General features: G+C 47.9%; 11 protein-coding genes and 1 tRNA gene. 7 read left to right on the top strand and 5 right to left on the bottom strand.

Annotated features, from left to right (window positions below; translation table 11 throughout):
* Positions 1-93: 93 nt before the first annotated feature.
* The 3 genes from QZT80_RS15995 (at position 94) to QZT80_RS15985 (ending at position 2,846) form a co-directional block, all read left to right on the top strand.
* Positions 94-2,070, top strand: coding sequence for a sensor histidine kinase (locus QZT80_RS15995; protein ID WP_295124038.1), 1,977 nt, complete (start codon positions 94-96; stop codon positions 2,068-2,070).
* Complete coding sequence (locus tag QZT80_RS15990) at positions 2,051-2,692, top strand: response regulator transcription factor (RefSeq protein WP_295124035.1); 642 nt, start codon at positions 2,051-2,053, stop codon at positions 2,690-2,692. Before QZT80_RS15995 ends, QZT80_RS15990 begins: the two co-directional genes overlap by 20 nt.
* 80 nt (positions 2,693-2,772) lie before the next feature.
* Positions 2,773-2,846: transfer RNA gene (locus QZT80_RS15985), tRNA-Arg, on the top strand.
* Between the two features lie 83 nt (positions 2,847-2,929).
* On the opposite strand, the gene QZT80_RS15980 is transcribed toward QZT80_RS15985, so the two are convergent.
* Positions 2,930-4,030, bottom strand: coding sequence for an FUSC family protein (locus tag QZT80_RS15980; protein ID WP_295124033.1), 1,101 nt, complete (start codon positions 4,028-4,030; stop codon positions 2,930-2,932).
* A gap of 204 nt (positions 4,031-4,234) precedes the next feature.
* On the opposite strand from QZT80_RS15980, the gene QZT80_RS15975 reads away from it, so the two are divergent.
* The 3 genes from QZT80_RS15975 to QZT80_RS15965 all read left to right on the top strand — a co-directional run bounded on the left by QZT80_RS15975 (position 4,235) and on the right by QZT80_RS15965 (position 6,703).
* Complete coding sequence (locus QZT80_RS15975; protein ID WP_295124030.1) at positions 4,235-5,131, top strand: mechanosensitive ion channel domain-containing protein; 897 nt, start codon at positions 4,235-4,237, stop codon at positions 5,129-5,131.
* Positions 5,132-5,184: 53 nt separating this feature from the next.
* Positions 5,185-6,030 carry a dienelactone hydrolase family protein gene (locus tag QZT80_RS15970; protein WP_295124027.1) on the top strand — a complete coding sequence of 282 codons (846 nt, stop codon included), beginning with the start codon at positions 5,185-5,187 and terminating at the stop codon, positions 6,028-6,030.
* A 166-nt stretch (positions 6,031-6,196) separates the two neighbouring features.
* Entirely contained in the window at positions 6,197-6,703 is a 507-nt protein-coding gene (locus QZT80_RS15965; RefSeq protein WP_295124025.1) for a hypothetical protein, read from the top strand.
* A 160-nt stretch (positions 6,704-6,863) separates the two neighbouring features.
* On the opposite strand, the gene QZT80_RS15960 is transcribed toward QZT80_RS15965, so the two are convergent.
* The 4 genes from QZT80_RS15960 to QZT80_RS15945 form a co-directional block, all read right to left on the bottom strand.
* On the bottom strand, positions 6,864-9,464 hold the full coding sequence (locus tag QZT80_RS15960) for an outer membrane beta-barrel protein (RefSeq protein WP_295124022.1): 2,601 nt from the start codon (positions 9,462-9,464) through the stop codon (positions 6,864-6,866).
* Positions 9,465-9,638: 174 nt separating this feature from the next.
* Entirely contained in the window at positions 9,639-10,337 is a 699-nt protein-coding gene (locus tag QZT80_RS15955; RefSeq protein ID WP_295124019.1) for a LytTR family DNA-binding domain-containing protein, read from the bottom strand.
* Complete coding sequence (locus QZT80_RS15950; protein ID WP_295124016.1) at positions 10,338-11,276, bottom strand: sensor histidine kinase; 939 nt, start codon at positions 11,274-11,276, stop codon at positions 10,338-10,340.
* Between the two features lie 897 nt (positions 11,277-12,173).
* Positions 12,174-13,358, bottom strand: a complete 1,185-nt coding sequence (locus tag QZT80_RS15945) for a hypothetical protein (RefSeq protein ID WP_295124013.1) — start codon at positions 13,356-13,358, stop codon at positions 12,174-12,176.
* Between the two features lie 251 nt (positions 13,359-13,609).
* On the opposite strand from QZT80_RS15945, the gene QZT80_RS15940 reads away from it, so the two are divergent.
* Entirely contained in the window at positions 13,610-15,127 is a 1,518-nt protein-coding gene (locus QZT80_RS15940) for a DUF6600 domain-containing protein (protein ID WP_295124008.1), read from the top strand.
* Positions 15,128-15,150 lie beyond the last annotated feature (23 nt).

Genomic DNA, 15,150 nt, shown 5'->3' with positions numbered 1-15,150 from the left:
CAATCCGGATAAATGAGTGTTTTTCTCTACTGGTTTACCAGTATTTTTCGGCTCTTTCTTGGAAATATTGAATTGTGGTGGCAACTTTAGCCTATGCGGAAACTTTGCAGCCTTATATCCCTGCTCCTGGTTTGTATTTACACAAATGCCCAGCGCCCCCTCGACCGGCCGCGCTACCAGGACAGTATGGAACTAGCCCTTTTACGCAGCGCCACCGACAGCGCCAGGGCTATTACCAGCTACCGGCTGTCGGAATACTGGGCAGCATTGGATATCGTAAAGGCAGACGGCTACCTGAACGGTGGATACAAAGCCGCCGAAAAATCAGCCTTCTTACGCGCCGCCTACTATTACTACGCCGCCTATTATGTTTCGCAAACCAAGCCGGATACAGCCGAAATCCTGTACCTAAAGGCCGACAGCCTGCTTACCCGGTTTAAAACAAAACACGCCTGGAACTTACGCTCCAAAGCCCTGCACCGCTACGCCCTCCTGCGTCAGCAAAAAGACGACCCCAAATTGTTCGCTGAAATCATGATCGGTAAGGCGATACCGCTGGCAAGAATGTCGGGCGACAGTACACTGATCAGTAAAAATTACCTGGGAATAGGGTATGTATTCCGGAACAGCGGCGAGTACGAAAAAGCGGAGCAGTACATGGAAAAAGCGATGGAAGTATTAAGAAGCACCCCCGCCCCCCTGGAGCAGCATATTATTAACCTACACGCGCTGGCCGAAAACTATAGCCTCGCTGGTAAAAATGAACGGGCTAAACCGCTGCTGGACAGTGCCCGCATGCTGCTGCAACCTTATCCCAAATCGGAACATTGGCTCGACTATTATGCGGCCGAAAGCCTGTATTACAATACGGATACGCTTTCCGAAGCAGCGTTAGCCGGACTCGAAAAGGGGATTGCCCTGGCAAAGGAACTGAAAATGCCTTATGCAGAACAACGCATGCAACTCCAACGCTATTACGCCTGGTATAACATCAAAAACTACACAAAGGCCCTTGAAGTAATACAGTACTTAATCCAACAAAAAGAAATGATGGCTATTGCCACCAACCGCCTGCTGTTATACAGCGCCATGGCCGAAACCAACGCGGGACTGGGCGATATGGCCAGGGCTTATGACTGGCAAAAGCGCTACAGTGACGCGAGCGACAGTTTTAATAACAGTCGCCTGAAAACAGAGATCCACGCCATGGAAATAAAGTTCGGGCAGGTGGAATCTAAAAAACGTATAGCAGTACTGGAGGCCGAAAAACAAAAGGCCGCACTGTCCGCACGCAACACCAGGCTTACCATGTGGCTACTGATCGCCGTTACCTGCAGCCTCATTATCGCGGTGTTCTACTTCCGCAATAACAAACGCCTGCTGGCCCAAAAACAAATTAACCTGCAGCAGGAACTGCGCGAAATGGACCAGCAACGGCAACTGGCTACCTCACATGCTATGATAGAAGGGGAGGAACGAGAACGTAGCCGCCTGGCGCGCGATTTACACGACGGACTGGGAGGTATGCTGGCCGGTGTAAAGATCAAACTATCCGCACTAAAACCGGAACAGCCGGAAGGGGAGCGGCTTCATGGTGTTATACTGCAATTGGATAATTCCATCCGCGAACTGCGCCACATCGCCCGTAACATGATGCCCGAAAGCCTGCTGAAATTCGGACTGGAAACGGCTTTAAAAGACCTCTGCGAATCGATGATGGCCGGTGGCACGGAAATAGATTTCCAGGCCTATAATATCGAAAAGGATATACCAGTAAGCGAACAGGTAACGATTTACAGGATTATCCAGGAAGCACTGAACAATGCCATACGCCACGGTCATGCCTCATCGGTATTACTGCAATGCAGTCAGAACGAACACCTGTTTTTTATTACCATTGAAGACAATGGCCGCGGGTTCAATATGCACATCAATGATGCGGGAAAGGGAATAGGACTGGAAAATATCCGCAACCGTACCTTATACCTCAACGGCAAACTAGACATTACTTCTGCCATTAACGAAGGCACCACCATCAATATAGAACTCCATGTTGGAAACGCATCCTGATATCTGTTTATCTATCGTAGACGATCACCCGATTGTAATTGAAGGATTGCGCACGCTGCTGCGCGATGAGCCGGGCATTACTATCACGCAAACCTTTACCCATGCCGCAGCATTCATGAAATTTCTTGCCGGGAATAAAGTAGACCTTGTACTGCTCGATATTATGCTGCCCGATATCAGCGGCATCGATCTCTGTAAAGAAATAAAAAGAGCCTCGCCAACTACAACGGTACTGGTATTGAGCAACCAGGCCGAACGCAGCATGATATTACAGGTATTACAAAACGGCGCAAGCGGTTATCTTTTAAAGAACGCCTCGTCGGAAGAACTGAAACGTTGTATTACCGAAGCGCTGAATGGTGAAATTACTTTCAGTAAGGAGGTGAAGGAAATTATGGCCAGACCTTCACTACGCGAACTGAAACAAATTCCGGCCCTTACTAAAAGAGAAAAACAAATATTACAATGTATTGCCGCCGGTAAAACCACGAGTGTAATGGCCGCCGATTTAAACGTTAGTCCGCTTACGATCGAAACACATAGAAGGAATTTATTACAGAAATTTAAAGTGAAAAATGTAGCAGAACTAGTGATGGAAGCGGTTCAACAGAAGATGTTATAAAATCTCTTTCAAAAAAAACTAAAAAGGATTTGCAGAAATGAAAAAATCACATACTTTTGCAACCCATTCAACACAACAATGGCTTCGTAGCTCAACTGAATAGAGCATCTGACTACGAATCAGAAGGTTTCTGGTTTGAATCCAGACGAGGTCACAAAAGGGTAGAGCATCCGCTTTACCCTTTTCTCTTTTGTACCAACAGCACAACAGAAAATACGGGACGCACAGTTACACCTTTTAGCGGAACAGCCTTTTGTTTTTCAGGTTAGTTAACACGTAACGGGTAACCCTGATGCGTCGCCTCGTTTGTTCCTGTATTTGCCGGTGATGAAGGAACCAGCCGCCCACAGCACCAATCAGGCTGCCAATTACAATATCGAGTACCCGCAATTCTACCAGCATACGCGGATCTTCGGTCATAGCGCTGCCTGCCTCGGCGAGAAACACCGTCATTGGTGTAATAAAGAACACCGTTAGCGCATAATGGCGTACGATGAACATCTCCACAATAAACTGTAAAATAAGAATAGCAATGCAGATGCCGAGTGCATCGAGGCGCAGCAGTAATAACAACCAGGTAAGTCCCATACCTGCGAAGGTGCCGAGTATACGTTGGAAACTCCGCTGCCATACGTGCCTTACATCCACACCCTGCATAACGGCCATTGATGAAATAGGCACCCAGTAAGGGTTATCGAGTTTTAGTAATTGTGGGATGAGGATGGATATACCGGCAAAAGCACCAACGATCAACGATTTTACGATATCTGAGTATTCTTCTTTACGCACCAGTGGCGGATCTTTTTTAGGGGGCAGTTTACGGGTGATGTATAGGCTGTAGAACAGCGCCAGCGTGCAGGCAAACATCGTCCCCATACCTATAAGACCGATACGGTGCGGAATGGTATGCAGGTGAAACGGGGCGCAGCTGCCGATTGATGCCAGCATTATAAAGAAGAAACTGCCTGGCGGTGGCAGCCGGAAGTAGCTGGTTACCCAATGTACGCCCATCGCAAACAAACCGATAAATAAGGCCGATAACAGCGGATTAAAGCTAAAAGTGATACCGATGGCGTAAGAGGCCATAAAACCAAACGAACAGGCTACCAGCGTTATCATACGTTTATCCACCGGCCCCGCGGGCATGTATAGTATGACCAGGCCTCCCATACAGGCCAGCAAACCGAAGTCGAGCCGCCCGAAATACAACGCTGCCAGTAACGGAATACCCACGCACAATGATGCCAGCACTGGAATGTGCCAGAGGCGCTCGGTTTTCTTTAACTCGAAAAGTGATTTTATTTCATGGCGGATAATACCCCCTACGCTCGTTTTCATATATCGCCACAAAATTATCCCATCTTTCCCAAATCATAAAGCCAGGAGGGATAATCTGGCAATATGAAGACGTTGAGCCACTTCGCGCAGGCAAATTCTGCATCGATCTGCAACTTCCCGCTTTTTCCTGCATGAAAATTGCGGGCTTCGTTTCGAGATTAGCTATTTTTGCAGTATACTCTATAAAAGCATTATCGGAAAACTATGGTAAAGGACCCATCCTCCAGTGAAAACACCTCCCGCGAAAGAAAAGCGCGGCTTTTATTTATAGGAAAAGTGATGCTGCTTGGCGCCATCCTCTATTTCCATCAAACTTACCCGGAGTTCTTTTCCGCCAGACTACTCTTCTTAGAAAAGGTTATCAAAGGCATCTACCTGTTCCTTGGCGGCAATATCGTTGTATCGCTTGTCCATATCTTCGTCCGCTCCTGGTACATCCGCAAAAACGATGTGGTCAATGAAAAGCGCGATAACTTCCTGCTGGGCATCAGGCGTATTGCCTCGGTATTGAACGCCATATTCGGCATCCTCGGACTGATGACCGTGTTTGCCGACGACCTGCGTAACCTTATTACCAGCATCACCATCGTGGCGGCGGCTATTGCGCTGCTTACGAAGGACTATATACAGAACATCATCAATGGCCTTATCATCATGTTCTCCGACCAGTTATCGCTGGGCGATCAGATCAGGATCAACGATTTTCAGGGAAAGATACTGGACATTACACTGGTGAACGTGGTGCTGCAGAACGATGATGACGAACTACTCATCGTGCCTAACACCGTAATGTTAACCTCCATTGTGGTTAACCAGAGCAAACAGAATATTAAAAAGATGAATATCGAGTTTGAACTGGACCTCCGCCACTTTACTACGCCTGCCGAACTGGAAGCAAGACTGAAGGAGGCGCTGCAACCTTTTACCAGCAACATTACGGCTAACAGCTTTTCTTTAAAAACACTGGAGATAAAGAAGGACCTCGCCAGGTTTAAAGTGCAGTTCCTGATACCAAGGCTGGATAAAGAGATGGAACGGAGGATGAAACGTGCGATCAATACCGAGATTTTATCCATCACAAAAAAGGAAGTAGAAGACTAATTCTCAACCCTAACACCGAATTTTACGTATTAAACAGATAAAAAGCACTTATTATGAAGAAACAACGCCTGCTTTTCGCAGCCATGGCAGCTTCCGTTATCGGCTTCTCCGCCTGTAACAATCAGCCTGCCAAGAATGCTGCCGACTCTACGGCCACCAACACGCCTGCCGAAGTGAAACTGAAGGAAGAAACAGTGACTTACAAAGACGATACCACCACGCTGATCGGTTACGTAGCCTATAATGAGGCCAGCACCGGAAAGCGCCCTGCTGTACTCGTAGTACCCGAATGGTGGGGGATTAACGAATACCCGAAGGCCCGCGCCCGCCAGCTGGCAGAACTGGGGTATATCGCTTTTGCGGTCGATATGTACGGTAACGCCCTGCAGGCTAACACGCCCGAAGAAGCCGGCAAAGCCGCTGGCGCTTTTTACAAAGCTCCTGCTTTAATGAAAAGCCGTATAGACGCGGCCCTCGCTAAGATCAAAACGTTCGAACAAACAGACACCACGAGTATTGCTGCTATCGGCTACTGCTTTGGTGGTGCGGTGGTATTAAACGCCGCTAAAATGGGGGCCGACCTTAAAGGGGTGGTAAGCTTCCACGGCAACCTGGCTGGCGCTCCCGCCAACAAAGACCTGCTGAAAGCTAAGATTCTCGTATGCCACGGTGCTGCTGATAAATTCGTATCTGAAGAAGAAATTGCCGCTTTCAAAAAGGGCCTGGATTCGATCGGTGCCGATTACAAGTTCATCGCTTACCCTGATGCGCTGCATGCCTTTACAAACCCTGGTTCTACAGCTAATGGCGAGAAGTTTAAAATACCCATCGCTTATAACGCCGCGGCCGATACGGCTTCCTGGAAAGACATGAGGGAGTTCTTCGGAAAAATATTCTAGTCAGCAACTTAATTGTGAAGCCGCGCCGTTAAACTGGCGCGGCTTTTTTTATCTATAACAGCCAATAATCGTTTACATTTCCGCAAAATCCGCTAACACTTACTGCGAAATTATTGCAAGATTTATAGTGATAGTTCTTTTACAGATAACCCGAAAATCTAAGTCAATGAAACGTTGCCCTTTGCTGCTGCTTGCAGCCACTTTTATCTTATGCTCCTTTAAAAGTGATAGCCCGACCCGTGAAACCCGACAGGAAGCAACCCTTACTGCCAGTCCCGTGTCCGTACTGGCCCTTACTTACAACTGGACGCACATGGTAATGGTGGGTTCCACTACCTATGGTTACTTCCCGCTGGGGTTAAGTGCTACTTTTGATTATTACACGTATTACTTCCCGCAGCGTAACACCATCACGTCGGTTACCATGCCACATTTCACATTCTCGAATTCAAACACCAGTGGCGGGTACACTAACACCTTTACGTACACGCCCATCAGCCAGTCGTACACCACGCCCGTACCAGCCATCAGTGCCACACTTACTTACCTGGGTACCGTAACCCTGGTAAAAAAGGTAACTGCTACCGGTCAGATCGTATCGTCTACTTCGTATGAGCATAGCACTGTTCAAACGGTGAATGCCAGCACTTTCCCTTTTGAATATCCAGAATAGTCAACTGTTTTAACACAACGAAGAAAGCCACCTCCAACAGTGGCTTTCTTCGTTTGTACGTATCCTGTAGCATTGCTGAAAGAGGCCATCCCGGCCTAACCGGGACGGCGCTTGATATCAATCTATAAACTGGTAAAACATTCGCATCGTTCCCGTTTAACTATTGCATGCCTTCCATTCCGCTGTTGCCGGTGCCCTGGCTCTTACGTTTAAACAACGAGGCATCTACCTTGCCGAAGCGGTAAGCCAGTGTTAAACGCAGCATTTGCGGGTCGCGCAGGCGGGAGTAGTATTGTGTAAAGTATTCGCTTTCGGAATACTGTATGGTTTTCATCGTTCTGAAAATATCGCTTACGGCCAGTGTGGCAGATAAGGCATTGTTTTTCAGGAAGCTCTTTTTAACTGCCAGGTCTACACCACCAAATGGTTTAATGTAACCCTGCGATGCGCTTTGTGCCTGGCTCATACCTGGACCGCCAAACCCACGCTGGTTATTGTTGATAGGCAGGTTGGTTTTTGACTGGTACGTAGCCGATAACTGCACATCAAAGCTGTAAGGCAGTTTGAAGTTACTGTTGAACTTCGCGAACATGCTCCACATCGCATCCTGTGAACTGCCGCTTACATTGTCGGTATTGATCTTAGAGTTGTACACGTTTACGCTGGTAGATATATCCCACCACTTAGTAAACTTGTTGATCAGCGTAAGTTCTGAACCGGCGGAATAAGAAGAATTCGCATTGGTGTACGTGTTGATCAGTGCTTCTGCACCGGTAACATCATCGGTTACTTTCTCCAGGTAATTGGTGATGAGATCGTCGGTATGTTTGTAGTATACAGAGGCAAGCAGGCTATGTTGACTGTTGAAGGTTTTGGAATAAGAGGCTTCTAAAGACTGGGTGAATTCCGGTACCAGGTTCGGGTTACCACGCGTAATGTTCAACTTGTCCGTTGAGTCTGCGAAGGGAATTAACTGGAAGAAGTTAGGACGGTTTACACGGCGTGTATAACTCAACTGCAGTTCCTGGTCTTTGTTCAGTTTCTGGCTCAGGAACAGGGAAGGGAAGAGGCTTACCGGGTAGCTGTTACTGAACTTTTCGCCGGTTTGCGTTAACTCGCCTTTATATTCTGAACTTTCTGCACGTAAGCCCAACTTGTAACCAAATTTGCCAATGCTGTTGCTGAAGCTCAGGTAAGCGGCATACACGTTATCGCTGTTCTTGTAGTTGCTGCTGGCGCCTGGCACAAGCACGTACTCCTGGTCAGCCTGGTTGAACAGATAGTTGTAGTTATTGTTCTCTGTTTTCCTTAACTGCGCACGTAAACCGGTTTCCAGTTTACCGGTTTTGATAGGGTGCACGTAATCGGTTTGCACCGTGATATTATTGTTGATACCGTCTCCCTGTATTTTCTGCAGTTCATTGGCAGTCTTCGCCGCACCCGAGAAATAGTCAGTACTGTACAGTGAATTGTTCTCGAACTTACCACCAAAGTAGTTGAAGTCGGCCGTTAGTTCCTGACCCTCTTTGGGGAACAGTTGCTTGAAGCCCAATACAAGCCCGTTCGCGTTAAACTCACGTGTACCACTGGTGGTACGGCGGCTCAGCGACGATAATGTACCGGTATTGAACAGGCTGTCGGTGTTGATCGTATTTACATCGTCGGGATTAAACTCGCCATGCACCTTTACGCCTGAAACAGACAGGGTGGTGCGGTTGGAAAGGAAGTAATCCAGTCCCACGCGGCCGAACAGGAAAGCACCGTTATTACGGTTGCTGTTGTTCTGTAAGATGGAAGTAAGCGGTTCTGTACCCAGGTTATCACGATCAACAATACCGGTTGTACGGCTTTTGTTCTGGTTAGCATTAATACTGGCAGAGAGGTTGAATTTATCCTGGCGGAAGTTTACATCTGCACCACCATTCACTGCGCCACGTTTATCTATACCGGCACGCAGGTTACCATTATAGCCGGTTTTCTTGTTCTTCTTTAATACGATGTTCAGTATACCTGCACCGCCGCCGGAAGCATCGTATTTGGCAGAGGGATTGGTAATCACTTCCACGCTTTCGATCGCATCGGCAGGTATCTGGTCGAGCGTAAGGGTAGTGGGTCGGCCATCTACATATAACTGGGGGCTGCTGTTACGTAACGATACATTACCATCGATATCTACATTCACCGAAGGCACGTTCTTCATCACATCTACAGCGGTACCGCCTGCGCTCACAATGTTCTTTTCCACGTTAAACACCTTTTTATCGATGTCCAGTGTCATCATGGGTTTGCTGGCGGTAACTTCTACGCCTTTCAACTGACTAACGCTTCCATCCAGTTTAATGTTGCCAAGGTCTTTATCGAACGAAGGCATGCTACCTGCTTTGGGCGCCACGCCGGCTGCTGGTTTGCTCATAAAGCTTACCGGCAGGTCCAGCGCCTTGTAACCCGTAGCCGATACTTTTACTTTAATGCCCATCAACGGCAGTTCTTCAAAGCTGAAGTCGCCGTTCATTTCGGTAATCATTCCTTTCAGCAGCACATCCTTCTGCTTTTTGGTAGCCGTATCGAATTTGCTTTGCATGATCATTACCGATGCAAACGGAACAGGTTTATTGTCTTTATCTACCAGTTTGCCGTAAACATGGCCCATATTGGGCATTGCCTGCCTGCCAGCCGCTGCTCCTGCGGGAGCGCCGGGCATTTGTGCCATCATGGCAAAGGGGAGGTACAGCAGCGTAATAAGGCTTAAGATTTTTTTCATTTGTGTGTTTTCTGAATTCAAAATTACGCCGGGTTAAACCTTGTGCCGGGGTAATTGAGGCAGGTTTGCAAAATGATGCGACGAAAGGGAAAGGTGTTAAGGGGGCGTTAATAGGAAACGGCTAAAACCCTTATAATAAGAGGCTTTAGCCGTTCAAATATGCAGATGCGACCATTACTTTCCTGTCAACTCATCTATAGCACCTTTGTAAGCATCGCTTACAGGTAACTCCAGCGTATCAATGAACACACTGTTTTTACGCACCGCCGTAATATTGGATATAGATACGATGTACGATTTGTGAATACGGATAAACTTATCCGGTGCAAGCTGATCTTCGATGGTCTTCATGCCCATACGTGTTACAATTGGGCGGGTAGCGCTTTTAAGGTGTATCTTGATATAATCCCTCATACCTTCGATCCATATGATATCGGCCACGTTTACTTTTAGCAGGCTGTAGTCGGCGTTCACGAAAAAGAAGTCGGGCGAGGCGGTGTGTTTGTCTTTTCTTTTTAAGAGATGCAGCTCGTATGCCTTATTGCAGGCCTTCACGAAACGCTCCAGCGATACGGGTTTTACGAGGTAATCGGTTACATCGAGGTTAAACCCTTCCAGCGCATATTTTTCATAAGCCGTAATCAGGATGATCATAGGCTTTTCGGGCATGCTCTGGATGAATTGCAGGCCGGTTAAACCAGGCATTTGTATATCGAGGAACACAAGGTCTACCTGCTCCTTTTTCAACTCGTCCATTGCCTCAAAAGCATTACTGCAACGCGCTACCAGTTTAAGGTAGGGTACTTTGCTGATATTATCTTCGAGCAGGTCCAGGGCCAGCGGTTCATCATCTACGGCAATGCAACGTAACATCTAGTGAAGGTTTATTTTTAAAGATACGTCAAAACGGCTATTCTCCTTGTCGATCGTAAGCGAGTGATCTTTGGCGTACAGCAGGTTCAGCCTGCGTTTTACGTTAACAAGCCCTATTCCGGAAGTTTTATCTTTCACCTCAATGGAAGCAGGATCGTACTTATTGCTCACCGTAAACAGCAATACATTATCGTGCAGGTCCAGTTTTATGGTGATGTGTGCGTCAGGGATAAGGCCGGTGCCGTGCTTGAAGGCATTTTCCACGAAGGGGATCAGCAGCATGGGCTCTATTTCGTAACTGCCGTCTTCTATCGCCAGCGATACATCTATCTGCACGTTTTTACCGAAACGCTGCATTTGCAGGTCAATATAGCTCTGCAGGTACTCGGCTTCCCTTTCCAGCGGCACTTTGTCCTCATCGGTTTCGTACAACATATAACGCAGCAGGGATGATAGTTTGATGAGCGATGGCTCCAACTGGTCAGACTTCTTCCTGGCGAGCGCTACCATGTTGTTGAGTACGTTAAACATGAAGTGCGGACTGGCCTGCGACCGCAGGAACGAAAGCTCCGTTTTCAGGGTTTCATTCTCCTGCTGGCTTTTAATCCTGTCGGCACGCATTTTTTCCTTGATCATGATATATGCCGTACTGGACGCCAGTATAAATAACAGGGTAAAGATGGTGAACAGGATGGAAGGCTTCAGCTCGAACTCTCCGGGGTCAATCAGCAGGCTGATAGATACCCATCGGAAAACCACCATCACTGTAAAAATAGTGGCGATTATGAGGCCGTAAAACGAGTATTTCCTACGGTCAATCACCTTCGGCACCAACACATAAGCATGAAAGTAGAAAATACTGATAATGAGTATATTATTAAGTATATAATGCAACTCCCACCACATGCGGTTAGGCTCCCTTTCAGGATGCTTATCCATGGAAGGTTTAAGGAAATACGGCAACGAGAACAAAACCACCCATGCCAGGCAGTGCAGTAATATATTCGCCCATCGTCTGTTATACCAGGCTTGTTTCATCTTTCAAAAATAGTAATTCAGCTTTAGGTAGATAAGTATAAAGCTGCGTGAGCGCTATTTTCTGCGACGAACACCCCGGCATCTTTTTAAAATAAGGTAAGAGGGACGGTAAGTCCCCCTTACCATGTATATGATAAACAGCACCGGTACATTTTTTTAACCAATATGTCAAAGAACTTCAGGATAACATCCTGTTTATTCACCTTTTCAAGCGTCCTTTCGACGGTTGCGGGAGGCCGTAAACAACCCTTTTGATCGTTTAGAGAACAAAGGTACATCCGGCAATACCCCATTTACCCGACTTTGGGACGAAGCATACAAGGAGTTGGGACGAAGCTTAGCAAACCTTGGGACGAAACCCCTATGCTCAGGCTGTAACCCTTTACCAGTTTGAGCTTTCGCCAAATAAGCAAAACTCGCATATGAAGTATATTGAGCATTAACGGATTGTAGCATAGTAAGGAAGAAGCATTAGCAATGGTATATCGATCCTATACCGATCCTATAATAGGCGTCACCACCAGCCTGCGTTTCCGGGGATTTGGATATAGGATTGGTATAGGATCGATATACGACCGCTATACGAGGAGGCGGAGTTGAGCATGAAATATATTAGTAATGTTTAGCAGGGATTAACTGGTGAAGAGTGCGACGCAACGGCGGCTGAACAGGGAAACGACGGCTTGGGCCCCTAATCTGCCCCCGGTAATATAAGGGCAACCAGAGGGCAACTAAAGGGCAACGAAAGGGCGGTAGGCTGTTTGCCTGCCGAAAACGGGTTAATATAACACCAGGAAATTAAGGGCGATCGAGGCGGCCTATAACGGGTAATACGTAACCCATAGGGTTGCGCGCACCGGAAACCAGCAGCTGCTGTTGCATCGACTGGTTAAAGCCGATAATGGTGCCGGGTTCGGGGGCCGTATCCTGCAACTGGTAACCGTACTGGGCCATTTGTGCGGCGAACTGCTCCCATGGCACAGATCGTACGTCTAACACCCACTGGAAAAGGGGGAGGAGGATTTGGGCGTATATTTTTTGGTAGATGGGTTTTGTAAAGATGAAGAACTTCTGCTGCCAGCCGTACTCACGGATCATATTAAGTTCAAGGCCCAGCCTGGCAATATTACCCGGGATGGCAATGATACAGGCGGCACCTTCGGCCAGCACTTTAAAATCCTCCACCTGCTGCGGACTACGGGCGGGTGAGCAGATCACGACCTCGGCCTGCACCAGCGAATCGCCCGGCATTACGGCAGAAATGTAGTTGGAAAAAGCTTTAGAGAAGAACTGTTTGAAATCTACCACGCGGATAGCACCGTTCTGCATAAAATACACCGGATCGCCGGCCAGCTGTTTATACACCTTATTACGATAGATGTTTCCCAGGAAAAAGGGATCACGGTCTACCGTCCAGGGCCGGATAACGAGAATGTATTTATTGCCTGGCTGCAGCGTAACACTGTTTTCCTGCGCCATACGGTCACGGAAACGCTGGCGTACCGAGAAATAGGCAAACACCACGGCCGCTACGCCGATACTGATATCAATCGATCCTTTGATCCAGCTCTCATGACTGATGTTGTGTCCTGCAAATACAAAAATGTAAAGCATCACCAGCAACACCGACAGCGCCACTAATAATCCAAGCAGCCAGCGCATCGAAAAACCTTTACGGCCGGCAGGGAAAAAAGAGCAGAAAACAAAGTTGACAGACGGCAGGAACAGCAGCCATAATACGATATGAAAAAGGAGGTCTTCTCCGTTGAAAAAATGATGTTTCAGAAAAGCAAAACAAACACCCGACACTAACAAGCCACTCAGGAAGCCCGCTACACTGATGGTAAAGCTTTCAGGTGGCGTGTAGCCCTTGTTGCGCAAACGGTAGTAAGGCGCTATATATGAACCGGCATAGGCTGAAAGCATGATCAACGATGGGATGGCCAGCATCAATACTATGGCGGTAAACCAAACAACGTTCATAATCGAGTTTTTTGAATCAGCAGGTACGGCGGTTTAAATGTATGATTTAGGCGCGAGATTTTAACGCAGTCTGCATTAAAAAATTGCAATTGATTGCTGTACAGTCGTTTTTAGTAAGTCAAATCAAATAAAAACAAAGCTAAAACGTTTACAAATAGTTAAAGTCGTTGCAATTTAAAATCTGGCAACAGTTTTGCAATACACACGGAAACAACAGCGCTCCCGGGTTGCGGGAGTTAAAATTTATAGTTATGAAAAAAGTATTCACAGTCGCCTTGTTCGCGGGAATATTCATAGCTGCTATGCCCACTTTAGCCACCGCTAGTCCATTGCAGGATTATTATGATGACGGCCCGGTATCCTACCAGACTTTTTACGATGAACTAAGCCCATACGGCCAATGGATCGATGATCCTGAATATGGTTACGTATGGCAACCCAATGCAGGTGCTGATTTCAGACCTTATTACACCAATGGTAACTGGGCATACACCACTTACGGGTGGACCTGGGTATCCAGCTACAATTGGGGCTGGGCGCCGTTTCATTACGGGCGCTGGCGTATGGACCCGTTCTATGGCTGGGTATGGATACCTGGTTATGAATGGGGGCCGGCCTGGGTTAGCTGGAGAAATAACGCCGCCACCTGCGGCTGGGCACCATTAGGGCCTGGCATCAGTATCAGCATGTCTATTTCTTCCGGTTTTGCTGTACCCGTTAACCACTGGGTATTCCTGGAAACCAGGTGGCTGGGCCACCGTTCGTTCTATAACCATTGCGCGCCGTTCAGGCAAAACAATGTTTATTACAACAACACGGTGATCGTGAACAACACGTACGTTTACAATCGACGCACTTATATTAATGGCCCCGATGCCGGTTATTACCGCCGCAGCACCGGCCGCACACTTTCACCGGCCTCTGTGCGCAGCGAGCGTCGCCCGGGTATGGACCGCCAGGAGCGTGGCAGTGTAAGGATGTACAGGCCCGAGGTTAGGCAGTACGCCAGTAACAGCGGTGCAGGCAGCACCAGGCCCACACCCGCACCATCAAGGGTAATTAGCCGCAACGAAGCCGGAAGGCCAGGCAACGATCGTAACAACGGTAACTGGTCGAGGAACAACGATAACAACAACCGCCCTAACGATCGCAACGACCGCAATAACCAGCGTAGTTTCGATAACCAGTTTTCGCGTGATAACGATCGTAACGGCGTAACTGAAAACCGTGGCAACAGGAATAATCTGCCTGACCGTACGTTCGACCGTAACAATAACAACAATACGCCTGACCGTACGACAGATCGTAACCGGAACAACCTGCCCGACCGTACGTTCGACCGGAATAATAACAGCAATACGCCTGAAGTACGTGATAACAGGAACAATGTGCCTGACCGTACGATAGACCGTAACCGGAACAACCTGCCCGACCGTACGATAGATCGTAGTAATAATGCGCGGGAGAACAGGGAAAATCCATGGAATAACAACCGGAGCGCCACGCCCGATAACAATCGTTCAAACACCTTTGAACGCAGTCGCCCGGCCGAGCGTAATATTCCGCAGCGGCAGCCGCAAACAGAACAGCGCAGGGCGATGCCTGAACAGCGCCAGCAGCAGGAGCAGCGTTCACGTGTTATTGATCAGCCAAGGCAGTCGTCACCCAACCGCAGTTTCGAGCGCCAGCAACCGCAGCGCAGCGAGCAGCCAAGGCAGCAGTCCGGCAATTCCGACCGTGGCGGCAGAAGAGGCACCCGGGAATCTTAAGTACAAATCGTTTTGATATAATG

Source organism: uncultured Chitinophaga sp., from assembly GCF_902168175.1.
In the GTDB taxonomy this organism is placed as follows: Bacteria; Bacteroidota; Bacteroidia; order Chitinophagales; family Chitinophagaceae; genus Chitinophaga.
This window is presented reverse-complemented; position numbering and strand designations above follow the sequence as displayed.